Source organism: Bacillus sp. L_1B0_5, from assembly GCF_000836715.1.
Lineage (GTDB): Bacteria > Bacillota > Bacilli > Bacillales > Bacillaceae_G > Bacillus_A > Bacillus_A thuringiensis_S.
Genome location: NZ_JXIS01000058.1, coordinates 1 through 25,195, shown reverse-complemented (window position 1 = coordinate 25,195; position 25,195 = coordinate 1). Strand labels below are relative to the sequence as shown.

Genomic DNA, 25,195 nt, shown 5'->3' with positions numbered 1-25,195 from the left:
CTCTCTATTTATTAAATACGTTCCATCGCCGTCTTCAACGTTCCAACAACAAAGGCAATTTCTTCACTTGAAATAACAAGAGGCGGTGCTAGTGTTAAAACGTTATTATATCCTGCCGTTGTCATACCGTTGCGTCCGATAATTAATCCCTTTTCTTTACAAGCATTTACGACACTTGCTATTTTATCATTATCAATTGGCTCTTTCGTCTCTTTATCATTTACTAATTCGATTCCAACTAATAGACCTTTCCCTCTAATATTCCCAACAAGTGGATGGTCCCCAATTTCATCTTTTAGTTGCTCTAATAAAAGGGAACCCATTTGTGCGGATCGCTCAATTAAATTTTCATTCTCCATAATCTCTAAATTTTTAAGTGCTAATGCACAAGCTGCTGGATTTCCACCAAATGTATTAATATGGCGGAAGAATTCATATTCTCCTTTACCTTTAAAAGCCTCATATATTTCTTTTTTCACAGCTGTTGCAGATAATGGTAAATATGCGCTCGTAATACCTTTTGCCATTGTAATAATATCAGGCTTTACATCATAATTCATAAATCCAAATGCTTTTCCTGTACGCCCGAAACCGCAAATCACTTCATCACTAATAAGCAAGGCACCGTGTTTTTGACACGTCTCATGAACAGCTTTCATATAGTCTTGTGGTGGCATTAATATGCCCCCGCCTGTAATAATAGGTTCCATAATAAAAGCAGCAATTGTTTCACTTAATTCCCACGTCATAACACGATCGACTTCTTTTACACATTCTACATCATAAATATGCTGCCCTTCAATTTCAGGCATACGGTAACAATCCGGTGGTGTTACATGTAAAAAACCTGAAGCAAACGGTTCATATTGATATCTACGCTGCGCTTGTCCCGTCGCTGCCATTGTCGCCATTGTATTCCCGTGATACCCGCGATAACGTGACATAAATTTATAACGATGTGGTTCACCTTTTTGAGCATAGTATTGTCTTGCTATTTTAAAAGCTGTTTCGTTCGCTTCTGATCCACTATTTGAGAAGAAAATAACATACTCTCCACCAAGCCACTCGTTTAACTTTTCAGCAAGCTTTATAGCTGGCTCATGTGATTGTGACATTGGAAAATATGATAATGTTTGTAATTGCTTATAAGCCGCTTCTGCAAGCTCTTTTCTTCCATATCCACTATTTACGCACCAAAGGCCACTCATACCATCTAAATATCTTTTTCCTTGTATATCTTCAACCCAGCACCCTTCAGCTTTTGCCCCTACCATTGTACTATTTGGACTAAAAGGACGCATTCCGTGCCAAACATATTGCTCATCTTTTGCTAATAATTCATCAGTTTGCTTCGTTTTCATCATTACTTCCACCTTCCATAACAACTTATTTTTCACAAAAGCTGCGCTGGTGCCATGATGACTTAAATTTCTCCCTGCTATTTTCATTCCACAAAATTAAGACAAATCCTACTTACAAATCAGTAATATTTACAAGAAAATGACAAAAGAAAAAAGAGCTTTTCTTATCTATCGAAAAGCTCCTCTTTTATTTAATGTGAAGACGCATCGCTAATGCCATGACCAGTATTAGATTTCACGAGAATTTCATCAAATTTCGCTGCATCTTCTTTCTTACTAGATAAAACCGTTCCTAAATATGCTGCAAGAAATCCGAGTGGAATTGAAATAATTCCTGGTGTCGTATATGGGAATAACGCTTCCCCAACAAAAATAGCTTTTCCAGCTACAGGGTCCCAAACATTCGGACTCAACGCTACGAGAACAATTGCTGATACGAGACCTACAATCATACCCGAAATAGCACCCGTTGTATTAAAACGCTTCCAATATATTGTAAATAAAATTACTGGTAGATTTGCACTCGCTGCAACTGCAAATGCTAATGATACTAAAAATGCTACGTTTAATGTTTGGGCAAATAATGCAAGTATGATAGATAGTATCGCTACTCCAATAGATGCATAACGAGCCATAGATACTTGCTCTTTTTCCGTTGATTTTCCTTTACGAATGATTTCATTATAAAAATCATGAGCGAATGCTGATGCTGCTGTTAATACAAGACCTGCCACTACAGCCAAAATCGTTGCAAAAGCAATTGCTGATACGAAAGCAAATAAGAAGTCCCCACCTAACGCTTTAGCTAATAAAGGTGCTGCCATATTACCCGCTGGATTCGCTTTAATAATTGCCTCATTTCCTACAAACGCTGCTGCTCCAAACCCTAAGAAAATCGTCATAATATAAAACGCACCAATTAACCACGTCGCATATACAACAGATTGACGTGCTGTTTTTGCATCACGTACTGTAAAAAAGCGGACAAGTATATGTGGTAATCCCGCTGTACCGAGAACTAGTCCTAAATTTAAAGAAAGTGTATCAAGGCCAACTTTATACTTTACTCCTGGATTTAAAAACGAATCTTTTAATGGCGTAGCTGTTTTCATTTGTGCAAACATTTCAGTCACACTAAAATTAAACTTTGCGAAAACGATAACAGAAATAATAAACGTACCAGCCATTAGTAGTACCGCTTTAACAATTTGTACCCAGCTTGTTGCTGTCATCCCTCCAAAAATAACATACACCGTCATAAGTGTTCCAACGATTAATACAGATGTCGTATATTCAATCCCTAATAATAATTTAATAAGTGCACCCGCGCCAACTAATTGTGCAATCATATAAAAGATAGAAATCGTCATCGTATTAAGAGCTGCAACTCCCCGAACTTTTTTCGCATCAAAGCGTGCTGCAATCATATCCGCCAAAGTATACTTCCCTAAATTTCTAAGCGGTTCTGCAACAAGATACAGTACAACTAAATAAGCAACTAAAAAACCGATACTATAAAAGAATCCATCAAACCCAGTTAATGCGATTGCTCCGGCTATACCAAGAAATGAAGCAGCAGACATGTAATCTCCAGCGATGGCCAGACCATTTTGCCAACCAGTTAATCCCCCTCCAGCCGTATAAAATTCACTCGCATTTTTCGTTTTTTTCGATGCAAAATATGTTATGACGAGCGTACCAAGAACAATAATTAAAAATAGTGCAAATGCAGTAGTATTCAAGTTCAGCCCCTCCTTTTTTGCATATCTTGCAGAATTTTTCGGGAGATTTCATCAAATGATTCTGCTTTTTTGCTATAAATCATACATAGTGCCCATGTCATGATAAATTGGGAAAAAGCAAATACCCACGCCCATGTAACGTCACCAAATGCAGGTGTATTAAGCACCTTTGAATACGACGTTAAAATAGGCAGTGCAATAAAAAAACTAAAAAAGAAAATACTCATTGGAACGATAAACTTCTTTTTCGTATTTAATAACAATTGAAATTCTTCCGACTGAACGACCTCTGTATAATTCACTTCATTTTGCAACTTACGTGCTGACGTATCATCTCGTTTCATTAACCGATCCCCTCTCTTACTTGAAATACACTTCCTCCTTGTATACCTAAAGACTAAATTTTATAAATATTCAGAAACTTATACTTATTTTAGACAATCCATGCATTCATGCAAAGATTTTTCGATAGACATTTTTCGGCAATTTCTCCTAAATTTTTAATATACTTTTTCAAAATAAAGTGACACCTTACTTATTTTTTCCTCATTAAGACAAAAGCAGTGCTTAACGCACTACTTTTGTCTTTTTTTCCTTTTCTAAATTACGAGCTGTTTCGCTTAACTCAACATCTTTTCCGTCTTTAAGTGTTCCAAATATAAAATCGAATACTGGATTTGAAACACCGAACCAAAACTTTTCGTTTTTATAATGGTGTAATATATGTTGTTTTTTTAGCCATCTTCCAAACTTAGTGACGGGACGAATCGGTCTATGGGCAATATAATGTTTCCATTCGTAAACGAGCAGCATGATAATCATTCCGATTCCAAATGAAAGTGTAATAGTAACACTTTTTGTAATACCATATGCTATAAGCAAATAAATAGTAAAACTAGGTATACTAAACCATACAGGTAAAAACAAAAGTTTTAAATCATCTGGATATACGTGGTGATCATAATGTAATCTTCTTAACATTTTTAATAGAAATGTGTTTTTAGGCGGCTTAATATGGAATAAAAAACGATGTGTCATGTATTCATTAAGTGTATAGAAAACAATCCCAAACATACATGCTAACATGCCAAACCACGTGAAAAATTGCATTTTTAAAATAATAATGAAAATAAATAGAATGCTATACATAATAACGATATCATGTTGTAAAAAGAACTCTTTCCCCACTTTCTTCATCTTGTTTCCCCCTTTTCCAAAAAAACAGCCGCAACATATCGTTACGACTATTTCTTTTCTATTCTTATTCTATTCATTTTACAAATTTGCCTGCTGTTCTATTGTCGAGAAAAAATTGTTCGGTCCAAATATATTTTGCTTCGGAATAATATGTTCCACCGCAAACACTGTTACTTCTCCTCTTTGCACTTCTCCAATAATGAGACCAAATATTTCATGATTTACTGCGAACGTCGGTTGCTTTGTTTGTAGCAATCTTGCAGCATTATGAAATACCGCTTCATATAGTGGATTTCTATCAGTAATTTCTCTTCGGACTTTTGGCGCTAACGTAATTATAATTTCTTTTCCGTCAATAGTGGTTCGATACATAAAAATCTCCCCTTCAATCTTATGTGAACAACTGTAAAGCTTTGTATGCAAAATGTATAGAGTACCCTACTAAAATAATACCTGCTCCGGCTGTTATATAGCCAAGCGCTTTTGGTTTTAATAAAGTTCTTCCAAAATGTACAGAAAAAGCAATATTTAAATTCCATAAAATAATACCGGCAATAATGCAAAGACTGTACAAAAAAGCTTCTTGTTTCGTTACCTTCGTAAGTAATGAGCTAAGTGTACTTCCGTATATACCAAACCAAAAAACAAGATTTAACGGATTGGATATCGCAATTAAAAATCCTGCCATAAACGATTGCTTAAGGCCACCTACCTCTTCTTTTTTATATTCCATATTCGAGTGGAAAATTCCTTGTTTTACACTTTGAAATCCTAAATAAAATAACAAGAAAAAACCCGTGCAATACATGAAGGCTTGTACATATGTATACATAAACACAGAAGATAAACCGAAATAAATGAGAAGCATAAATAAAACATCTGCAGTCATTCCACCAATTCCAACAACCCAAGCATGCCAAAACCCACGTTCAATTCCTCGTTTTAACATTTCAATATTAATCGGCCCTACTGGCGCAGCTAATGAAATACCTAATACGATTTGCTGTATAATTGCTCCAAACATCGCTCTATCCTTTCTTCTCTTTTTACTACTAGTTAATGATGTAATTTTAAAAAATAGACTAGCTTTCATAATAAAATACCCTTTTTTATCCAAAATATACAAAAGAGCCATCCAGATGATGGCTCTTATTTTTCTATCCTATGAATAAAAGGACATTTCCCTTTTATTAGCTCTACATCGTCTCCTATGAAATATTGTTTCCATTCACGATGCTCTGGGTCACCGTAATGACTAATGTTAGGATGTTTCGGCAATTGATCCCACTTTTCAACTCGCTCACGGACCATTTGTCTTGAATATGCTCCTTTAGGACGATCTCCCTCTAATCCATCAAAAATAGTGCGTGGCTGAAACCCAATAACGAGAGAATTCCCTAAATGTCTAGTTTTTCGTTGTTTATAAGCTGGCGCATTTCCAAATGCAAATATTGGCTCACCACCAAATGAAAATTCCCATAAATAATGGTCTGGATCTTCAGGAATTTGCTTTGGCCATGCTTGATTATCGTTTTCATGTAAATACTGTAGCACTTTCCAAAAGGAATCACGGTAATATTCGAGTGATTGTTCTTCACATTCCGGTTCTACAAAAAGGAAAAAGCCTCTTCTCACAATCGGCCTCTCTTTCATTAACTCTAAAAAAGATAACATTGTATGTGGCAAATGACTCCAATCATTATGAGAAAGAAATGAATAGCGAAGTTCATTCTTTTTCAAAGCTGTTAAACCGAAATAACATGGAAAAGTTGGTTCTAACACGACACTTGAAAAAATCTCAAATTCTTTTGCAACCCAATCCGGTATGTCGGTTCTCGTTCTCATTTCTTCATTATCTAATAAGTAAGACTTATTCATTCTTTCACCTCATTATGTATAGCATTCAATTAAGAATATTACATACTCGGCCTGTCCTATACCTATTTAAAAATTCGACTGAAAAATTATTTAAAAATACAAAAAATAAAATCGCTTACTTGACTAAATTCTCCCAATTCGTGTATATTTAAATTAATCATTTAGCAGAATATTCAAGAATATAGCATTTTTAGTTTATATTATTTTTCAAATGAATTTCACTAAATGAAAATAGTAAACGCTTTTAGGAGGAATTATAACATGCAAGGAAAAGTAAAATGGTTTAACAACGAAAAAGGTTTTGGATTTATCGAAATGGAAGGCGCTGACGATGTATTCGTACATTTCTCTGCTATTCAAGGAGATGGGTACAAAGCTTTAGAAGAAGGTCAAGAAGTATCTTTCGACATTACTGAAGGTAACCGTGGACCTCAAGCTGCTAACGTAGTAAAACTTTAATCCAACATATAACAGGAGGTTACCTTACTTGGTAACCTCCTTTATTATTCCTTTGTATATTTCCGTTTTACAGAGCAAAAACTATGTGAAATGCGCAATATACAAAGGAGGCAGTAACAATGGGATCAGAAGTAAATGATTTTGAAGAAGTAAAATTCCGTGTAGAAACAGCACAAAAGATGGTAGGTTCTGCAACAATTTCAATGGATCCAGACACATTAGAGCATGCCACTACTGCAGTAGAAGCAGCTCGCTCACAGCTTGAAATTATGAAATCTGTTGCAGTAGATTTAGATGAACCATTTTTAATGAACGAGGAAAAGAAACTAAGCAAATGCGAGCAGCAATTAAACGAAGCAAAGCACTAAAAAACATCCAGGGAATTTTCTCTGGATGTTTTTTTATGACAACTGTTCTCCATACTTTTTCAATGTTTCTCCAACTGTACATTGTCTTATACAAAATGAATGAGCATAATACTTACTATTTGTCTTTCGATTATGTTCTCGCAAGAAACATCCTTCACAGTATGTTTCTAATAAGTCATTTACCTCTGTAATGAGTTGCTTTTTATCCACCGTTGCACCTCTCTATTCGGTTATTTCTTTATGACTATCAATGACTGTCCCTTCTAATGCTTGCGTTGCTAATTGATGTGCTTCTTTATTTTGTTTTCTAGATATTGGTTCACATACAAGTTTTAATTTCATTTGCTTCGCCTTTTGTTCAATTTGATCTAAATAATGGTTTAAATGCTCATCATAACAAGGCCATTCTCCAGCTAATTGCTGCAATACAACTTGAGAATCGCCGCGAAGTGTAACTGCTTCATATTTAATCCCTAATTCCTCGAGTATATTCATACCGTATAATAGTGATGCATAATCCGCTTCATTATTATCATCTATACCTTCTATATATGCATTGCGGCGAATGCGGTAGTTTGTATTTCCTTTTTTATAATACACACATATACCAACGCCAGCTTCTTTCGTTTGCACATCATACCCCCCATCAAAATAAACGAGTATTTCTTGGGGCTCTTCCTCTACTTGCTTACTTAACTTTTTCATCTCTTTTAATGACCATTCTGCGTCCATTTCATCATAAAATGAAAATTCTTTTACTCTTCCTGTTTTCTCAAAATCCTCTGCAAATTGAAGTATTTCTTCTATGTTCATATACTCTGTTGTTAATTCCGTCTGCAATCCGCGCTTCGTTTTATACAACCAATGAATTTTATATTTCATACTACATTCCCCTTATGTAAGACTTCTTATATGTAGCCAGCTAATAAAAGCCTCACTTTATTTTATTATATTTTATCAAGAGTCAAAGAATTATATTCAATATTATCACATGCAAAAAGAGCTATCCCTATAGGAATAGCCCTTTCATCTATTACATAAATCTTTCAAATTGTACTCGCTTATTAATCCAGTACATTACAGGCATACCAATCGCCATGACAACAAATTCACCGATTGCACATGTTAACCAAGACAACATAAATGGTAAACCCAATGCAAGATGAAGTTCAATTGCAATCATAAACATTGTAATCGTAAAGATAACTGTATTAAAAATCATACGAGCCCAAACACCTTTAATAAATCGCATAGAAATAATCGTTGCAACTAATGCAAGAATAGATTGACCTACTCCAAATACTAAATCATAAGCGATCATAGGTGAGAACAAGAGATTCGTTAAAAATACACCTAATACAATTCCGTAAATTGCTTTCTTGTTAAATACAACGAGATGATTAAACATCTCTGAAATACGAAATTGTACATTCGTAAAGCCAAATGGCTGAATAAGCATAGAAACAGCAATATATAATGCCGCTAAAATACCATTACCGACTAAAGTTCTAATATTCATGACAAAATCTCCTTAGTTTTTTTACGTGGGATGGTTTCGAACCACGTTATTCGTTTTTTAAGCAACAAGATTATATTTTACGTCGTAGCCCCTCTTTCGTCAATAGATTCCTATCATAAACTACCTTTTTCCTTTTAGACAACGTATAATGAAACATATGAAAGATTTAGGAGGTTTCACTTCATGACAGCAACAATTCAAAATGAAAAAGTGATCGTTTCCATTTCTGACAAAGGTGCAGAATTACAGAGCGTTCGCTTAAAAGAAGACAACACAGAATATTTATGGCAAGGTGATTCTACTTATTGGGGACGCCGTGCACCAATTTTGTTTCCAATTGTCGGCCGATTAGTAGATAATACCTACTACGTAGACGGTAAACCATATTCATTAACACAACACGGTTTCGCTCGTGATCTTACTTTCTCTGTGAAAGAACAAAGTGAAACAAAGATCACTTATATCGTTACTAGTAATGAAGAAACATTAAAAAAATACCCATATGAATTCGAATTACTCGTTTCTTATGAGCTAGATGGACAAAGCGTTCATGTAACATATGAAGTAAACAATCCTACTTCTAAAGAGATGTTCTTCTCAATCGGAGCACATCCTGGATTCAACTTCCCTTTATTGGACGGTGAATCATTTACAGATTATCACTTAGCGTTTAATGGTTCGGAACGCTTAGAAACAAGCGTATTAGAAGGACCTTACCTTTCAAACAAAAAGCAATTAATCGCTGAAAATACGACTGAACTGCCACTTACATATGATTTATTCAAAAATGATGCGCTTATTTTTGAAAATATGAATACGGATGAAATTTCTATTCGTTCTCATAAACATAATAAATTTGTAAAAGTAGAATTTGATGGATTCCCATTTGTCGGCGTATGGACACCAGGGGATAACGCACCTTTCTTATGTATTGAACCTTGGTACGGAATCGCTGATGAAGTAAAACCAGCAAAAGATTTCAAGGACAAAAAGGGAATTCAATCTTTACAAGCGAATGAAACATTTACATGTCGTTACAGCATCACAATCGGATAACTACTCTATCCCCTACTTCAAAAAATATTTAAGTAGGGGATAATCTTATAATTTGGAGGTTTCTCATTTTGATTGAAGTATATATTGATGGTGCATCAAAAGGAAATCCTGGTCCTTCTGGTGCAGGAGTGTTTATTAAAGGCGTTCAGCCGCCTGTACAATTATCATTACCACTTGGAACAATGTCCAATCATGAAGCAGAATATCGCGCTTTACTTCTAGCATTAAAATATTGCATCGAGCATAATTATAGCACTGTCTCTTTTCGTACAGATTCCCAGCTTGTCGAACGGGCTGTTGAAAAGGAATACGCAAAAAATAAAATATTTGCACCTCTTTTAGATGAAGCACTGCAGTACATAAAAAACTTCGATCTCTTTTTTATTAAGTGGATTCCAAGTAGTCAAAATAAAGTAGCTGATGAATTAGCTAGAAAAGCTATATTACAAAATTAACGGGGGTATGAGTGTGAAAAAAGAGTGGATTGCTCCTCTTGCTTTATTATTTGTCTCTTTTATTTGGGGAGCTACGTTTGTTGTCGTTCAAAACGCTATGTCTTTCGTTGGTCCATTTACGTTTAATGGTATTCGCTTTTTATTCGCTGGAATTATTTTATTATTCGTTCAAATTATTTTCTCACAAAAAACTTCAAAACAAGATATAAAACATAGTAGCACGGCAGGGATAATCGTTGGTTTTTTCTTATTTGTCGGTTATTTATTGCAAACATTTGGCTTACTCTATACAACATCTTCAAAAGCAGGTTTCTTAACTGGGCTAAGCATTGTTATGGTCCCAATCTTATCATTTATCTTTTTAAAACAAAAAGCTACCATTTTCATCGTACTTGGTATTGCTGTAGCTACAACGGGTTTATACTTATTAACAGCTGCTGATTCTTTTCAATTAAACATTGGAGACATACTCGTTCTCGGTTGTGCAGTCGCTTTCGCTGCCCATATTCTTGTTAACGGCTTCTTCTCTAAGAAAATATCACCTTTATTGTTAAGCACGTCGCAAGTATTAGCTGTCGGTATGTTTTCTTCTATTTGCGCCTTTTTGTTTGAAGATTGGGAAAAATTATTTTCAGTAGTACTATGGACGAATTCTTCCTTTTTATTCGCTCTATTTTTAACTTCCCTATTTGCGACATCCATTGCTTTTTTCATTCAAACATCAGCACAAAAACATACGTCTCCAACGAGAGTAGCAATCATTTTCGCAATGGAACCCGTTTTTGCTGCCTTAACAGGCGTTCTCGTTGCAAACGAACAACTTTCTATTTCTGCTATTATCGGATGCCTCTGTATTTTCCTAGGCATGATTTTTGTTGAATTACCTTCCAAAACAAAAAAAGAAGCGCAGGCTGCGTGAAGTTACGCTTGTAACTTCCGCATAAAAGCCTTAGCGCTTTTTTTATCTGTAATTTCTTCCTCTTTCAATCGTTCTAATAACGCAACGAAATAACTACCATCAAACTGCAATTGATGTTTAATTGTCGCTTCTATTGCTGCGTTCACAATCCCATCAGACGCACCAGTATATCCTTGTCCGAACATAATAAACCCTTGTGCTTCCTCTGATAATTTAAATCCTTTCGTATGTAAGAATGAAAGATAATCTTCTACTGTTTGCATGTTATTCCCACCTACTCAAAAATTCTCCATCTCCTATCATACATGTTTTTACACGCTATGAGAATGAAATTTCTTTGACAACTTTGTAAATCAATCTTCTACTTCGCTTACAATGGAGGATTTCCTAACAACCTGAAGGAATATGTAAAGTGGAACTTATTTCATATTAAAGGGGAGACACGATGAAACAAGCACTATTAATTATCGACGCTCAACAAGAATTAATTGATGGAAATGAGCAAGAAAATGAAGTTTTTCGCAAAACCGAGCTATTATCTACACTAAATACAGCACTGCAGAAAGCAATAGATTCAAATGCTCTTATTGTTTTCGTAAGAGATATCGATGTTGCTTCTGGCAGCGGCGAAGGATTTGAAGTACATAATCAAATTCAAGTACCCCAGTCTGCAATCCTTATTAATAAAGCAGCAACCAATTCATTCTACGGCACTTCTTTACTTGAACTTTTAAAAGAAGAAAACATTAATCATATTGTTATAGGCGGATGTAAAACAGAACATTGCATCGACACTGCCGTTAGGACAGCAACTGTACAAGGATTTGACGTTACATTAATTAAAAACGGTCATTCAACAACTGATTCTAACGTATTGTCTGCAGAGCAAATTATTGGTCATCACAATAAAACTTTACACGGCCATTATAACGTTGATCATTTTTCAGTTGTTAGAGATGTCGAGGAAGACCTCTTTCAACCTACTCATGACCAATATCGTGATTAAATTGGCTATAAAAAAGAATCCTTTTCACGAAAGGATTCTTTTTTCACCCAAAAACTTGTGCTGCAATGCTATACAGTTCATTACTCCTTTTTAATAATTTATCGCTATTTTTCATCATAATTGGTGGTGTATTAACCTTTTGAAAACCAGTAATCTCTAATTCTTTCATGAAACCATTCTTTCCTTCTGGTACATCCATTCTTAATTTACCATGATGCTCTCTTGCTAAATAATGTACAATCCTCATTGCCATCGTATCATTTTTCGCAACAACTGGTCCTATTATTTTATTTTCTGATGTTTGTATACTTAAACCGTAACCTAATACATTTCGTTTGTTGTCCTTTACAACGATGCACTGTTCACTTTGTATCATTCTTTTCTTTAAAAATACTTTTCTATTTGTTCCAAACGCATTTTCATCTAATTTTATTATTTCTTCTAAATCACACTCTTCATACTTCACCATATAATCTTCATTTCCTACACAATAATCATTCACATTGTACGAGTTACATATGTATTTAGAAACATAGCTTACTACTCTAAATCCTAATTTTTCATATAGAGGCTTTCCCTCATCCGTAGCAATAAGTATAATGGGAGTTTGAACCGATACGCTCTTAATACATGAATTCGTTATCGCCTTTCCAATCCCTCTCCCCTTATAATCTGGATGTACAATGACCATTCCGATAGACGCTAATTTTTCCCCATATAATATTATTGCCGCGCTAGCAATTAGTTTCTCCCTCTCATTCCACACACCATATACGATACCTGAATCAAAAATAGTCTCAATTTCTTCTCTGTTATAATCCCAGCCAATATAAGAAGATAATGCTACAATATCGCCTATTTGTTCTTTCCTAAGACGCTCCACCCTAATTTCCAATTCAATCATACTCCATCCCCTTATCTAGACATTTAAATCATTATTACTAAATCAACTTGTACATGTTTCCCTTTATTTGTCACATACATATGTTATTTTGACCAAGACTATATTGTAAATGAGGTGACAACATGCCCATTACGAATCGATTTTCTACCACCACTAACGGCGCACTCGCTATTACAGGAAATACTTTAGGCTTAAGTAAAATTAGTAATCAAAACCGTGCTGGTACAATCGGGGCAATTGGTGCATTCGCAACTACGAATACTGCTTTACAAGTACCTACTTTTCCTGCTGGTACAACGTTAAACTATACACAAAATAGTTCTACCGCTATTTTAAATATCCCTGCTGGTAGTACTATTCTTTACGCCGAACTCGTTTGGGGTGGAAACTATTTATCTCGTGATCAAAACATTACGAGTGTATTAGGAAACCCAGTTTCTTTTTCAACACCTGTTTCAACATACTCGATTACTCCTTCAGCTGTTACGGCTTCAAATCAAACATTTGTTTCAAACTCTATTACATTTGGCTTTTACACTCGTTCGGCAGACGTAACAACTCTTATTCAAGCGGGAGGTTCTGGTTCCTATACTACAGGATCGGTTCCTGGACTTGTAGATCCTATAGATGCTTCTAATGGAACAATTAATTCGGCTGGATGGACGCTTATCGTCGCTTATCAAAACGGCACATTGCCAGCAAGAAACTTAACCATTTATGTAGCGGGTAACCGTGTTTCTGCAGAAACTGGTAGTGCCGATGTATCTGTTTCTGGATTTTTAACACCTTCCGGAGGACCAGTAAGCGGGAGATTATTTTTAAGTTCTACCGAAGGAGATGCAGATTTAACCGGGGATCAAGCTTTATTTGGACCAAATTTCAGTTCATTAAATGCTTTATCCGGACCAAACAATGCTATAAATAATTTCTTCGGTTCTCAAGTTAATAATGCTGCAGGAAACTTAGATACAACAGGGACATTTGGAACGCGAAATCAAAGTGCTTCTACAAGTACAAACATCTCCGCAGGAAGACAGGGCTGGGACATTACTTCCATTGACATTTCCTCTTATTTAACAAACTCACAAGTATCCGCCGCAATCCGTTTAACTACTAACGGAGATGCATATATGTTAAATACAGTTGGCTTACAAATTAATATAAACTCCCCAAATATTCAAGCAACGAAAAGCGTGAATAAAAGCGTTGCTGCAATTGGAGATATTCTCACTTATACAGTTACTATCCCTAACACCGGGCTTCTTCCTGCCAATAACGCTATTTTTATAGATAGTCTCCCTAACGGTACTTCTTTTATACCCGGCACTGTAACAGTAGATAACGTACCACAAACAAATGCAAATCCCGCGGCTGGTATATCTCTTGGAACAATTAATAATGGTACTTCTCGCACAGTAACCTTCCAAGCTACTGTCGTTTCTCTTCCAAGTCAAAATCCTATCTCTAACACTGCGAATATTACATTTCAATATACACCAATCGCCGGAGGAACAACCTTTAACGGTCTTGCAACAAGCAATTCTGCTGGAACACAAATTAACCTGGCAGATATTAATGGAACAAAATCAGTCAACAAACTTTTTACCGATATTGGTGAAACATTAACTTACAGTATTGCCTTAGCTAATATAGGAAATATCGCTGCAACAAATGTTATATATACGGATCCGATTCCTAGCGGGACTACTTTCATTCCAGGGAGTGTAACTGTGAACGGAGTTACTCAAGCTGGCGCAAATCCCGCTAATGGTATATCAATTGGATCAATTGCCGCAAATTCTACTACTACTATTTCATTTCAAGTATTCGTTCCTTCTATCCCTCAAACAAATCCAATATTAAATAGTGGTACAACAACATATCAATACATTCCTGTACCAAATCAACCTGCAGTAAGTGGGACTGATACGACCAATATCGTATCTACTCAAGTGAATAACGCTACTGTAACAATGGCAAAAGCAGTAGATAAAAATTTTGCAGATATTGGTGATACACTAACGTACACCGTTTCCTTTACAGGTACAGGTAATACAAATGCGAACAATGTTATTTTTACAGATATCATTCCTACTGGAACAGCTTTTGTTCTAAACAGTTTAACAATAGATGGCACGACACAGGTGGGCGCAAATCCCGCTACCGGCGTGAACATTGGATCCATCCCAAGCGGCACAATAAAAAATGTTGCATTTCAAGTAGTAGTAAACACAATACCCGCGTCAAATGTCGTATCTAACGGATCAAGCGCTTCTTATCAATATACCGTCAACCCTAGCCAATCTCCCGTTACAAAAAACATTTCTTCTAATCTCGTTTCCACTCAAATTAACAATGCGAATTTAACTTTAACAAAATCAACTAACAAACAATTTGCCACAATTGGCGAAACGATAAGTTATACAATCCTTATTACAAACAGCGGAAATGCAGCCGCTAATAACGTTCAACTAACAGATCCACTTCCAAACGGAACGATATTGACTCTTGGTACTGTAACACTAAACGGAGTTTTGCAGAATGTAGATTCTCTCGTTGCTTTACCTATCGGCACAATTCCTGGTGGAGCTACTTTTACCTTATCCTTTCAAGTAACAGTCATTAACATCACTGCCCAAAATCCTATCATTAATAACGCTTTCGCCTCTTATATTTACACTGTAAATCCAAGTTTGCCACCGACTTCAAAAACAGCAAATTCTAATTCTGTTACATCAACAATTAGACTAGCAAATCTCCATGTTAATAAATCTGTAGATAAAACGTTTGCGGAAGTTGGCGATGTATTAACTTACACCTTTGCTCTTACTAACGATGGAAATGTTGCAGCGAACAATGTATTACTATCTGATTCAATTGCGAATGGAACCGCCTTTGTCCCAAACAGCGTTATAGTTAACAGTGTTACTCAGCCAGGCGTTACACCAGCTAGCATCAATATTGGTAGCATCAATGCTAATACTACAATTACAGCTTCATTCCAAGTAGTAATAACTAGCATTCCAAATCCAAACCCTATTTCAAATAGCGCTTCCATCTCCTATAACTTTATCGTTGATCCAAACACTTCACCTGTAAGTAAGAACACTACTTCAACCACTACATTTACTCAAGTAAACGATGCAAATGTCATTTCAGCCAAAACAGTGGATCGAGTGTTCGCTACCGTAGGGGATATATTAACTTATACTGTTACTTTGACGAATGCAGGAAGTGTTTCTGCTGATAGCCCTACTTTCGTAGATACGAATCCAGACGGTACTACCTTTATTCCAAATACTTTTCTTATTAATGGTGTACTTCAAAATAACGCAGATCCAAATATAGGTGTTCCACTACCTTCCATTGCTGCTAATGGCTCACTTACTGTCTCTTATCAAGTAACCGTCACCTCTTTACCAACACAAAACCCAACATTAAATTCATCTAGTACACAGTATAGCTTTATTCTAAATCCGGGCGATCCACCAACTATAGAAACATCTGTAAGTAACACTGTAAGTACACAAATTAATTTAGCAAATGTAGTGATTGTCAAAGAAGTAGATTTAACTATCGCCGATGTCGGGCAACCAATCACATATACAATTTCTTTAGCTAATCTTGGCAATACTACAGCCAATAATGTTATTGTTACCGATATAATCCCTAATGGCATCACTATCGTTCCAAATAGTATTTTTATAGGTGGTGCTTTACAACTAGGTGCAGACCCTAGTACCGGTCTTCAAGTCGGCTCCATTCCTTCAGGTGGTTTTACAACGATTGTTTTTCAAATAAGTGCAAATGGGCTACCTTCACCAAACCCAATTCAAAACAGCGCTGCACTTCAATATAGCTTTATCGCTGATCCAAACTTACCTGCTCTTGTTAGAAACACTGCTAGCAATATAGTAACTACACAAATTAATACTGCTAATATCGTTGCTACAAAACTAACGAGTACAAACTTCGCTGATGTCGGTGATGTCATACTATATGCGACTATTTTAACGAATAACGGGAATATCCCTGCTGCTAATGTAACATTTACAGATATCATTCCAGCGGGTACCCTCTTCATTCCTAATACTGTAACGATTAATAATGTCCCTATAGCTAATGCAAATCCTGCTAATGGCATTTCGATTGGTACGATAGGAGCGAGTTCATCACGCACCGTTGCATTCCAAGTTTTTGTACCAACTATCCCTGCTGTAAACCCAATTACAAATCAATCAGGCACAACATTCCAATATACGTATGATCCATCCAAACCAGCTGTAATGCAGATGGTTGCTTCTAACACTGTACAGACAACTATTAATAACGCCTCAATTGCCGCTACTAAATCGGCAGATAAACAGTTTGCTAACGTAAATGATATTATTACGTACACGACTACTTTAACGAATAACGGGAACACACTTGCATCAAATGTAATATTTACAGATGTAATTCCAAACGGAACATCGTTTATTCCTAATAGTGTTACTGTAAATGGGAATACACTGCCTAATGTCAATCCAGCAAGCGGAATTGCAATCGACCCAATAAATCCGAATGCAAATACGATTATTTCATTCCAAGTACAAGTAAATTCTATCCCGAATCCAAATCCAATCCCGAACCAAAGCAATACAACGTACCAGTATGTCGTAGATCCTAACTTACCTCCAGCATCCGCCAATACGTTAAGTAACGTAATAACAACTCAAATTAATAACGCTACTATTGTCGCTACTAAGTCTGTGAATACACCGACAGCTGCAATTGGTGATATTGTTACCTATACGATTGCAGTAACAAATACAGGTAATATCCCTGCTAGTGCAACTGTTTTAACAGATGGGCTTGGCGCAGGAGCTTCATTTATCCCAAACTCCGTAACTATCAATAGTGTTCCACAACCAGGATTAGATCCATCACTTGGTGTTCACCTGGCAGATATTTCGCCAGGAGATACTGTATTCATTACTTTTCAAGCACAAATTTTAGCGATACCACCTAGTGGCACATTAACAAATAATGCTCTTGTAAATTATGAATATACCGTTAATCCAAACCAATCTCCTGCTGTTGGTAGTACAATTACGAATCTTACAGTATCTAATAACCAACTTTAAAATTATAAAGAAAATATATATTCAATTTCGATATACTTATCTTTACTTAGTGTAATTTTCTTAATTAAAGTTTTAAAAACCTCATGCATATCTTTTTCTTCATCCAACATCGAAAAAGCTTTTTTGATTTGTTCCTCTTCTTTATTTCTCTTACTCTGATCTGTTAATTTAAGTAACGCTAACTCTTGTTCTTTTATTTCATTTTCAAAATTAACATCGCGCTTCGAAAACATTTCTTTATCAATTAATCCTTCTACGTATAAATCAATCAACTTCTCTTTTTTCGTCTTTAACAATTTAATTTGGTTCTTAATTTCTGCAGATTTATTTTTTCTTTTTTGATGTATTTTTGGATTGAAATGTATTTCTAGTTCTTTTTCTTGCTGCTTCAACCTATAGATAATTACCTCTCTTATATCATCATATTGAACTGGGTCAAAGTTAACGCATCGATTGAATCTTATATAATTACTGCATTTCATATATACCCACTCTTTTTTACTTCCTTTTGCGTATCTACCTGAATACTTAGCTGTAATTGGCTCACCGCAATGTTTACAAAACATCATCCCTCTAAATTCATTTCTTGTATCTTGTTTTGTTTTCTTTTTACTTGTCCTATTGCTATTAACCGCATTCCATAATTCTTTTGATACAATTGCTGGATAATGGTCTTCTATAATTGTTAATCTCTCTTTCGGAGTGTAAACTCTTTTCTTCTTTCCATCTACTTTTACTGTTTTATAACTATTTAAGACCAAATTCCCTTTATACGTTTGGTTCTTTAAAATCTTTCCTACAGTTGTATGCGACCATAACTGGCCAAATTTCGTATATGTGCCTTTATCATTTAGGATATTCGCTATTTTCTTAAATCCATAGCCTTTATAGGATAAATCAAAAATTTCCCTTACAACTTCGGCTTCTTTTTCATTAATAACAAGTTTCTTGTCAATTACATCGTATCCTAATCCCGGTTTTCCAATAAACTCGCCCCTTCTTGCTTTGGCTTGCATTGCAGCAGAAACAGATACAGATAAAGTTTTAGGTAATTGTGCAGCAAACATAGCAAACATTTCGAATTTGATATCATTGCCACCTTCATATAAACTATCGTAATTTTCTTCAATTGTAACCAAGCGTATTCCGTGACCTATTAGAATTTCTTTAATTTCTAAGGCGTCCCTTAGATCCCTTGCTAAACGGTGTATAGATTTAAATACGACTGTATCCAATTCATTACGTCTTGCTTTTTCTAATATCAGTTGCATCGCATGACGTTCTAACCAAGCTGTACCAGAGATACCATCGTCAAAATATACTGCATTTGAGTCCCACTCATATCCGTTATTTTCTAACCAGTATCGACAAATATCAATCTGATTTTGAACAGATGAAACTTGCTCATCTCTATCCGTTGAAACTCGTACATAAACAGCGTACTTCAAAATATTCACCCACTTATTTACTAAGAATATGATAATTAAATTATATATAAATTTTTCCCTGTGGGCAATTTTTTATTATTCATTTAACCAATCAAACAATAATCCTCGACATTCTTCCCTTCTCTCAGCTACAAATTTACTTTCAAGAATTCTATAGAAATAACCTTCAAAAGTACTTTTAATTTTATTTGCTTTTTCTGCGAAAACAGTGTCTTTGAATGCTTGAATGGCTTGATTTATCACTTGTTCAATAGGCTTGTCTATTTTTGAACGCTTATAGGCCGTTAATACCCGATGATACAGCTTATAAATTTTATCTGCCGATTTGAAGAATGGAGCTACCACATCTCTGAATTGGCTTGGTACATTTTCTGGTGTGAAAGTTTCATCTAAATCTTCTAATTCAATTTCTTTAGATTCTCTTGCTGACATTTCTTTTACGTTTAATTCGTTTTTTAATTCTTCTAGAGGGTGTGATTCAGAAAGTTTAGTTTCCTTGTCCGATTTCGCATCGGAAACCTTTGATTCTGTAGGGTTTTCTTCACCTTGTCGCTGTGACATTTTCGGTAGGACATTCGGTGTGACACTGTATTTTTTTAGAAGGACATAGACGTTATGTCCATTCCCTCCGCGTAATTTCCCTTCCATTCGAATCGTTTTATGTCTAGTTACTACCTCTAAATCCTCTAACACTTTCAATACCCTACGGACAGTTCGATCGCTTATATTTAATGCCTTAGCAATTGTTCCTACCTTCAGGAAAGATACACCTAGAATCTTGCATGAGTGCCTTGCTAGAAATTTCAATACTTTTATTGCTGACTCAGATAATTCATGTGTATGTTTGTATAAAAAAGAACATATTGCTTCATTCATCTCTTCTACTGATTGGAATGATTGTAGTTCTTTGTATTGTGTATAATTTGCTGAACTAAGCATCTTCTTACCCCCAGTTATATAAGTACAATAATCATATTAATTACAATTAAAATTGCAGAAACTGTGTAGAAACCATAAAACCATACAAAATCTGATTTGCTTTCTAAACCAAAATAATCATTGAACTTCTCCAATTACATCGAACCCCTTTCGATATTTGTTACCATCAATACACATTATCCACTATTGGATAGTCAATATAGGATTGAAAAAAATATTGATTATTGAATATCACTTATTGCATAATGGATATAGAGGAGTGATTATTTTGGAGAATGTAACATACATAGTTAAACCACGTTTAGGAGAAATACTGAAAGAACGTCAATTAACTCAATCTCAACTTGCAGAATTAGCAAATATACCTCAGTCTTCAATATCAAGATTCGATAAAAATGAACAGCACAGAGATATTCATTTAGTTGCGATAAGTCGCGCTTTAAAAATATCTATTGATGAACTGTTTGAAATTAAGGGAGTGAAATAAAAAAAGAGCTAATCATTCGAAAATGATCAGCTCTTTTTTTCATCATTAAGTAGCAGCGATTACATATACTTTTACAAACACATTATATTTATTTGCCAGTTGTTCTAATTTCTTTTCTCTGTATTTTGTGATTGTAAAGAAATGAATAACTGGCATTTTCCCGTTATGCTTCTGTTTATAAATCTGCGTTAACTCTTCATATTTTCTTAATTTTTCATCGTTTACTATCATTTTCTGAGTACGATCTATTTCTACAGCATGAAGTATTCTATCCTCATCACGGAATTTCACATCTGGAATTATTTTTTTCTTTTTATTATCTTTTATATATTTAATTTCGGTTTCTACTTGCCAATCATCTGGACAAAATAAATGTAACCAAGCCTCATTACGTAAAATAGCGTGTGCAACTTTACCATGATGCACAACTTTCCCTTCACCGAACAACTTATGTCCTGATTGGTTTAAATAATATACATGCTCTTTATTGTAAACTACCTTACTTGTATAAGTAGATAAATCTTTCATGATTCGATTTGCATTTCTTATTCCGCCCATTTCATGAACACTCATTAAATGCCTTCTCGTTGCAAACTGTAGCTTTCTAATCGTCGCAAGTATCGCCATTTGACGGTTGATTTGCATATGCGTTTGCATTCTCATATTTCTCCACCTCATATCCTTTTAAATGCTCCCACATCATCTCGTTACTAATGTAAGGCACTTGTATTTCGGTAAGTCTATCGGTTTTGAAAATCGCGCGTCCAGGAATGCTTTGTATCGCTTCTAATCCTGCTTCATCTATAACAACACTTGAGGCCGTTTGAGTCGGTAATCTAAATCCTAATTTCGCATCACTATTTTGTTTCACTTGGCGTGGTAAAGTATCGCCTGTCGGGTACTGTGTACAAAAAATCAACCTAAACCCTAAAGCACCTCCTATGCGCGCTATATGAGAGAGCATTTGTTGACATGCTCCCAATAACCTTTGCTGTTCTTTTTTCATACTTTTATCTGGGCAAAGTTCGGCTCCTTCGTCTACTATGATGAAGTAACGTTCTTTGATATTTGTTTCTACAACATTCGTGTAATGTCTACATTTCATATATTCCATTTTTTCTTCCATCTTCTTGAGAATATTAGTTAATATCATAAAAGCTTCTGCGGGCTTTTCAGCAATAGAAACTACTTGTTTTAAATTCTTATACGGCCCAAACTCCAAACCACCTTTTAAATCAATAATGTATAAATTAATATGTTCTGGTTGCGCTAAAGTAAGAGAGGTAACTACATTCTTTAAAAATACCGTTTTACCCATTCGTGTAAGACCACCTAGTGTCATATGTGGAGTTTTATCAAAATCATGATAGATAAGGTTTTCTAAACTTTGGCCCATTGGTACATGCCATTTTCCTTGTGTCACTAAATCAGTAGACCATGACCATTTCTTCGGTATATCCCTATGAAACACACGAATATTTAACTTGTAATTATCATAATCAATTCGGACAGGTTTACTTAGCCCTTCAGAGACAACATCCTCGACCTTCTGAATAATTTTACTCGGCATTCCTACAGGCAACCGATATATATAAGTTGTACTTCGATCATCCTCCTTTTGTTCAAGAAAAATTGGATACTGTAATCTGTCCTCTCTACGTATCGCAATTCCGCTTACTTCGAAAAAAACTTGTATTTTCTTTCGATCACTCTCTCTTCCTTTGAACCTCCCGCCAAATATGGCGAAAATTAAACCTGCGAATGGTACTGATAACAACTCCAGCATAAAATCACTCCTTATATCCCTCTTATAGAGGGTATATATCCCTGTTTCAAGGAATACGTGCATACAAGCTAAACTCCTTATGACATAAGGAATAAAAGGTTTCCACATCGTATTCCTTCATAGAAATAAAACGAGAACATAACGTAGAAGGTATAGAAACGAGCCTGTAAGTGTTGTGTACAAGGTGACACGTGGAAGCCAATGTGGAACACTCTTTCCCATTTTTTCAGCTACTTTCATAGCGACTACAGATAATCCTGTTGCAGTCCAAATAACTACCGCTTCTCCTGCAAGTGTCATGATTATTCCTCCTCTTCCTTTTCACGAAATACAATACCTTTTCTCGTAAGGACAACATCATAACAATCCATTAGAATCTCCCAATTTAAAACATCTTCTTCCTCACCATATAAATCTTCCTCCACTACCTGCGATAAATTAAAATACCCTTTGTACTCTTTGTTATTAAAAACTTTATGGTTTCTCATGTGATTTAAAATTGATTCAGTTTCTGCTCTTGATCTTGATTCGTTGTACATAGATCGTAACTCTTTTGAAGGATGTAAATATGGAGTTGTATTTAAGTGGTTATATTGCCAACGCATATAGACCTCTCCCCTCTTGTTGTCTCTTCTTCCTTGTGGCCTTCCAAGTGGAAGTAATATAGGTATATGAACTAGAAAACAAAAACTTGTTTGTCCAACAACAAAAAAATCAAAAGGTTTTTCAAGGAATTGATTGAATATTTTAAAGGGAGGGATTTTATGGAGTGTAGATTAAAAATAATTTTAGCCGATAGAATGATTAAACAATCTGCATTAGCAAAAAGAGCTGGCATAACAGATCAAACATTAAGTATGATAGTTAGAGGAAAAAGCGATCCGACACTACGAGTCGCTATGCGTATAGCAAAAGCTCTCGACATGAAAATTGAAGATATATGGAGTGAAGAAGAGGAGTGACCCCATGAATAAGCCACCATTTAAAACATTGAACACAATAATTGAAAGTTATTATCACCCCGAAGTGGGATTAGCTGAAGTTGAAGATTTCATCAAAAGTTTTGAGGAAGAATCTTTATTTGTATTAGATTACAAAGGCATTATGTATCAAAAAACATCTGCTCTAAAATATGATCAGGGTTATGAAATATTATTGCTTCCTTATACAGAACTACATTCAAATTCTAAACAAGATTTACTACAACTATTAAAGCGTAAAATAATTGTTTATTTCACGTATACAGAACATGACCAACAACAAGAAGACTTTATGCCCGATATAGGAAATCGAATTTTTTCATTTATGAGTCATATGCTGAAAGGAACACAGCAAAATAAAAGAGCAATTCCAGTACGTTTTATTTTAATGGATATTGAAGCAGTTGGTTTTATTCCTAAACTTTCCAAATTTATGGCTGGGTGTCGAGGTTTTAATGTAGGCACTTGTTTGTTTGTAGATGACAGATTGACACTGACATATGGATATAATAACGAACAGGTAGATAAAATGTACAAAAACAGTGTAGTTATATCAAAATAAAATACTATAAATATGTATTAATTTAATACAACTTAAAACAGGAGGTTGAACACATGAGTTATGATACCGTCGCATCGCTACAACGCATGCAACAATTACAACAAGCGCAAGCTGCTTCTGGAAAACGCATAGTGTTAAAAAGAGTTTATGAATCAGATAAAATTTCTGCGCTCATTATCGTTCTTTGTATTTTAGCTATCCCAGCAACAATGTGTATATCCCTTTTAGTTGGATTAGTCATTTATTACATTAGAGAATTTAAGCGTACAACATATTTAGTAAAAAACGTTGCTACTGGGGAGAAATTTAGAGTCGATAAACAAGACTTCAAACAGTATAAGAAGAGTTTTAAGAAGAAAGAAAAGCAAGTTAGAAGAATTTCTGATTTATAAAAATATAAATTTAGCGGTGATCATATTGCATAGAAAAGGTATATTCAAAAAAAATACTTATCAAGTAATAATGTTAGAAGCCGATTCAGAACAAAACTCAATTCAAATTACTCAAGAATATTTTAAAACTCAAGAAATTAATGAAATTAATATGACTTATGATGAATGTACCAAAATGGAAGAGTTAGTAAAAAAATGTGTGCATGAATCATTAAAAAAGCAGAGTGTACTACAGAATGATAATACTTTATTTTACACATATGAGCCCATGCTAGAAGATGATGAAAACAGAATTGTCACTGTGGTTAATGATGCTAATCGAAACTTATCTGTACAGATAATTAATAAGTATGTTGTAAATGTCAGCGAGACTTTAAATAAAGAATATAAAACTTACACTTTAAAAATCAATCTAAAAGAGCTTCAATACATATTTACTAAATTATATTTCTTTTTCAACAGAAGAATTTCAAAATAAAAAGCCGTCAAATGACGGCTCTTATTTTTGTTTATAAAACTATTCTTTTGTATAGTAATATGTTTTATTTTTCAAACTTCACATATTCACCTGAAACCCATTGGTCGCCGCCAACATTATACCAACCGTCTCT

At 34.9% G+C, this 25,195-nt stretch carries 30 protein-coding genes, 1 pseudogene and 1 riboswitch; of the genes and pseudogenes, 12 read left to right on the top strand and 19 right to left on the bottom strand.

The annotated features are described in order from the left end of the window. Window positions 1–11: 11 nt before the first annotated feature. From RT27_RS19635 to RT27_RS19605, 7 genes are all read right to left on the bottom strand, one after another. On the bottom strand, window positions 12–1,361 hold the full coding sequence (locus RT27_RS19635) for an aspartate aminotransferase family protein (RefSeq protein WP_043937095.1): 1,350 nt from the start codon (window positions 1,359–1,361) through the stop codon (window positions 12–14). Window positions 1,362–1,552: 191 nt separating this feature from the next. Then, on the bottom strand, window positions 1,553–3,103 hold the full coding sequence (locus tag RT27_RS19630; RefSeq protein ID WP_043937093.1) for a sodium/solute symporter: 1,551 nt from the start codon (window positions 3,101–3,103) through the stop codon (window positions 1,553–1,555). A 2-nt stretch (window positions 3,104–3,105) separates the two neighbouring features. Then, the gene (locus RT27_RS19625) at window positions 3,106–3,447 is read right to left on the bottom strand and encodes a DUF485 domain-containing protein (protein WP_016082207.1); all 342 of its coding nucleotides are present in this window, start codon (window positions 3,445–3,447) and stop codon (window positions 3,106–3,108) included. A 223-nt stretch (window positions 3,448–3,670) separates the two neighbouring features. Beyond that, window positions 3,671–4,300, bottom strand: a complete 630-nt coding sequence (locus tag RT27_RS19620; RefSeq protein WP_000755397.1) for a sterol desaturase family protein — start codon at window positions 4,298–4,300, stop codon at window positions 3,671–3,673. Between the two features lie 78 nt (window positions 4,301–4,378). After that, window positions 4,379–4,672 (bottom strand): hypothetical protein, encoded by a 294-nt coding sequence (locus RT27_RS19615; RefSeq protein WP_016082208.1) that lies wholly within the window; start codon window positions 4,670–4,672, stop codon window positions 4,379–4,381. 19 nt (window positions 4,673–4,691) lie between these two features. Beyond that, on the bottom strand, window positions 4,692–5,435 hold the full coding sequence (locus tag RT27_RS19610) for a LysE family transporter (RefSeq protein ID WP_016082209.1): 744 nt from the start codon (window positions 5,433–5,435) through the stop codon (window positions 4,692–4,694). Window positions 5,436–5,449: 14 nt separating this feature from the next. After that, a complete protein-coding gene (locus RT27_RS19605; protein ID WP_029441886.1) occupies window positions 5,450–6,178 on the bottom strand; it encodes a YqcI/YcgG family protein in 729 nt (242 codons plus the stop codon). 261 nt (window positions 6,179–6,439) lie between these two features. Between RT27_RS19605 and cspB the strand changes: the two genes are divergently transcribed. Further along, the gene (gene cspB, locus RT27_RS19600; protein WP_001161731.1) at window positions 6,440–6,637 is read left to right on the top strand and encodes a cold shock-like protein CspB; all 198 of its coding nucleotides are present in this window, start codon (window positions 6,440–6,442) and stop codon (window positions 6,635–6,637) included. Between the two features lie 119 nt (window positions 6,638–6,756). Beyond that, a complete protein-coding gene (locus tag RT27_RS19595) occupies window positions 6,757–7,005 on the top strand; it encodes a DUF2564 family protein (RefSeq protein ID WP_000534400.1) in 249 nt (82 codons plus the stop codon). 33 nt (window positions 7,006–7,038) lie between these two features. Here RT27_RS19595 and RT27_RS32465 read toward each other — a convergent pair whose 3' ends face one another. The 3 genes from RT27_RS32465 to RT27_RS19585 all read right to left on the bottom strand — a co-directional run bounded on the left by RT27_RS32465 (window position 7,039) and on the right by RT27_RS19585 (window position 8,524). Further along, window positions 7,039–7,215, bottom strand: coding sequence for a zinc-finger domain-containing protein (locus tag RT27_RS32465; protein WP_000358801.1), 177 nt, complete (start codon window positions 7,213–7,215; stop codon window positions 7,039–7,041). Window positions 7,216–7,227: 12 nt separating this feature from the next. Next, window positions 7,228–7,887, bottom strand: a complete 660-nt coding sequence (locus RT27_RS19590; protein WP_043937092.1) for a ribonuclease H family protein — start codon at window positions 7,885–7,887, stop codon at window positions 7,228–7,230. Between the two features lie 151 nt (window positions 7,888–8,038). Then, on the bottom strand, window positions 8,039–8,524 hold the full coding sequence (locus RT27_RS19585) for a QueT transporter family protein (RefSeq protein ID WP_001026480.1): 486 nt from the start codon (window positions 8,522–8,524) through the stop codon (window positions 8,039–8,041). A 6-nt stretch (window positions 8,525–8,530) separates the two neighbouring features. Beyond that, window positions 8,531–8,575: riboswitch (PreQ1 riboswitch) on the bottom strand. A gap of 132 nt (window positions 8,576–8,707) precedes the next feature. On the opposite strand from RT27_RS19585, the gene RT27_RS19580 reads away from it, so the two are divergent. The 3 genes from RT27_RS19580 to RT27_RS19570 all read left to right on the top strand — a co-directional run bounded on the left by RT27_RS19580 (window position 8,708) and on the right by RT27_RS19570 (window position 10,954). After that, window positions 8,708–9,580, top strand: coding sequence for an aldose 1-epimerase family protein (locus tag RT27_RS19580; protein ID WP_016082212.1), 873 nt, complete (start codon window positions 8,708–8,710; stop codon window positions 9,578–9,580). A 68-nt stretch (window positions 9,581–9,648) separates the two neighbouring features. Further along, window positions 9,649–10,035 carry a reverse transcriptase-like protein gene (locus tag RT27_RS19575; RefSeq protein ID WP_000573877.1) on the top strand — a complete coding sequence of 129 codons (387 nt, stop codon included), beginning with the start codon at window positions 9,649–9,651 and terminating at the stop codon, window positions 10,033–10,035. 13 nt (window positions 10,036–10,048) lie between these two features. Beyond that, window positions 10,049–10,954 (top strand): DMT family transporter, encoded by a 906-nt coding sequence (locus RT27_RS19570; protein WP_016082213.1) that lies wholly within the window; start codon window positions 10,049–10,051, stop codon window positions 10,952–10,954. Window positions 10,955–10,956: 2 nt separating this feature from the next. Here RT27_RS19570 and RT27_RS19565 read toward each other — a convergent pair whose 3' ends face one another. Next, on the bottom strand, window positions 10,957–11,217 hold the full coding sequence (locus tag RT27_RS19565) for a DUF6123 family protein (protein ID WP_001195212.1): 261 nt from the start codon (window positions 11,215–11,217) through the stop codon (window positions 10,957–10,959). A gap of 182 nt (window positions 11,218–11,399) precedes the next feature. Between RT27_RS19565 and RT27_RS19560 the strand changes: the two genes are divergently transcribed. After that, on the top strand, window positions 11,400–11,960 hold the full coding sequence (locus tag RT27_RS19560; RefSeq protein ID WP_016082214.1) for a cysteine hydrolase family protein: 561 nt from the start codon (window positions 11,400–11,402) through the stop codon (window positions 11,958–11,960). A gap of 43 nt (window positions 11,961–12,003) precedes the next feature. Here RT27_RS19560 and RT27_RS19555 read toward each other — a convergent pair whose 3' ends face one another. Continuing rightward, a complete protein-coding gene (locus tag RT27_RS19555; protein WP_043937091.1) occupies window positions 12,004–12,864 on the bottom strand; it encodes a GNAT family N-acetyltransferase in 861 nt (286 codons plus the stop codon). A 122-nt stretch (window positions 12,865–12,986) separates the two neighbouring features. Here RT27_RS19555 and RT27_RS19550 point away from each other — a divergent pair. Continuing rightward, window positions 12,987–17,975: pseudogene (locus RT27_RS19550) on the top strand (DUF11 domain-containing protein); the annotation flags it as partial. A gap of 17 nt (window positions 17,976–17,992) precedes the next feature. On the opposite strand, the gene RT27_RS19545 reads toward RT27_RS19550, so the two are convergent. The 3 genes from RT27_RS19545 to RT27_RS34845 all read right to left on the bottom strand — a co-directional run bounded on the left by RT27_RS19545 (window position 17,993) and on the right by RT27_RS34845 (window position 20,511). Continuing rightward, entirely contained in the window at window positions 17,993–19,447 is a 1,455-nt protein-coding gene (locus RT27_RS19545; RefSeq protein ID WP_082044982.1) for a recombinase family protein, read from the bottom strand. Window positions 19,448–19,513: 66 nt separating this feature from the next. Next, a complete protein-coding gene (locus RT27_RS19540) occupies window positions 19,514–20,377 on the bottom strand; it encodes a helix-turn-helix domain-containing protein (RefSeq protein ID WP_043937088.1) in 864 nt (287 codons plus the stop codon). Window positions 20,378–20,391: 14 nt separating this feature from the next. Beyond that, window positions 20,392–20,511 carry a DUF3961 domain-containing protein gene (locus RT27_RS34845; RefSeq protein WP_127057650.1) on the bottom strand — a complete coding sequence of 40 codons (120 nt, stop codon included), beginning with the start codon at window positions 20,509–20,511 and terminating at the stop codon, window positions 20,392–20,394. Window positions 20,512–20,645: 134 nt separating this feature from the next. On the opposite strand from RT27_RS34845, the gene RT27_RS19535 reads away from it, so the two are divergent. Then, window positions 20,646–20,864, top strand: a complete 219-nt coding sequence (locus tag RT27_RS19535) for a helix-turn-helix transcriptional regulator (RefSeq protein ID WP_197078013.1) — start codon at window positions 20,646–20,648, stop codon at window positions 20,862–20,864. A gap of 45 nt (window positions 20,865–20,909) precedes the next feature. On the opposite strand, the gene RT27_RS19530 is transcribed toward RT27_RS19535, so the two are convergent. The 4 genes from RT27_RS19530 to RT27_RS19515 form a co-directional block, all read right to left on the bottom strand. Next, window positions 20,910–21,527, bottom strand: coding sequence for a replication-relaxation family protein (locus tag RT27_RS19530; RefSeq protein ID WP_043937086.1), 618 nt, complete (start codon window positions 21,525–21,527; stop codon window positions 20,910–20,912). Then, a complete protein-coding gene (locus tag RT27_RS19525; RefSeq protein WP_043937100.1) occupies window positions 21,469–22,650 on the bottom strand; it encodes an FtsK/SpoIIIE domain-containing protein in 1,182 nt (393 codons plus the stop codon). The genes RT27_RS19530 and RT27_RS19525 overlap by 59 nt, the downstream gene beginning before the upstream one ends. Window positions 22,651–22,767: 117 nt before the next feature. Beyond that, window positions 22,768–22,950, bottom strand: coding sequence for a hypothetical protein (locus tag RT27_RS35820; RefSeq protein ID WP_000170787.1), 183 nt, complete (start codon window positions 22,948–22,950; stop codon window positions 22,768–22,770). Between the two features lie 2 nt (window positions 22,951–22,952). Further along, window positions 22,953–23,255: a hypothetical protein gene (locus RT27_RS19515; protein ID WP_001267630.1), complete on the bottom strand. Its 303-nt coding sequence runs from the start codon at window positions 23,253–23,255 to the stop codon at window positions 22,953–22,955. A gap of 159 nt (window positions 23,256–23,414) precedes the next feature. Here RT27_RS19515 and RT27_RS19510 point away from each other — a divergent pair, with 159 nt between their 5' ends. Genes RT27_RS19510 through RT27_RS19495 form a run of 4 tightly spaced genes read left to right on the top strand, consistent with a single transcriptional unit; the run spans window position 23,415 to window position 25,062 of the window. Next, window positions 23,415–23,612 carry a helix-turn-helix domain-containing protein gene (locus RT27_RS19510; protein WP_043937084.1) on the top strand — a complete coding sequence of 66 codons (198 nt, stop codon included), beginning with the start codon at window positions 23,415–23,417 and terminating at the stop codon, window positions 23,610–23,612. Window positions 23,613–23,616: 4 nt separating this feature from the next. Then, window positions 23,617–24,192 carry a type IV secretory system conjugative DNA transfer family protein gene (locus RT27_RS19505; protein WP_043937082.1) on the top strand — a complete coding sequence of 192 codons (576 nt, stop codon included), beginning with the start codon at window positions 23,617–23,619 and terminating at the stop codon, window positions 24,190–24,192. Window positions 24,193–24,245: 53 nt separating this feature from the next. Continuing rightward, window positions 24,246–24,584 (top strand): hypothetical protein, encoded by a 339-nt coding sequence (locus RT27_RS19500; protein WP_043937080.1) that lies wholly within the window; start codon window positions 24,246–24,248, stop codon window positions 24,582–24,584. A 25-nt stretch (window positions 24,585–24,609) separates the two neighbouring features. Continuing rightward, a complete protein-coding gene (locus tag RT27_RS19495; protein ID WP_231577715.1) occupies window positions 24,610–25,062 on the top strand; it encodes a hypothetical protein in 453 nt (150 codons plus the stop codon). Window positions 25,063–25,195 lie beyond the last annotated feature (133 nt).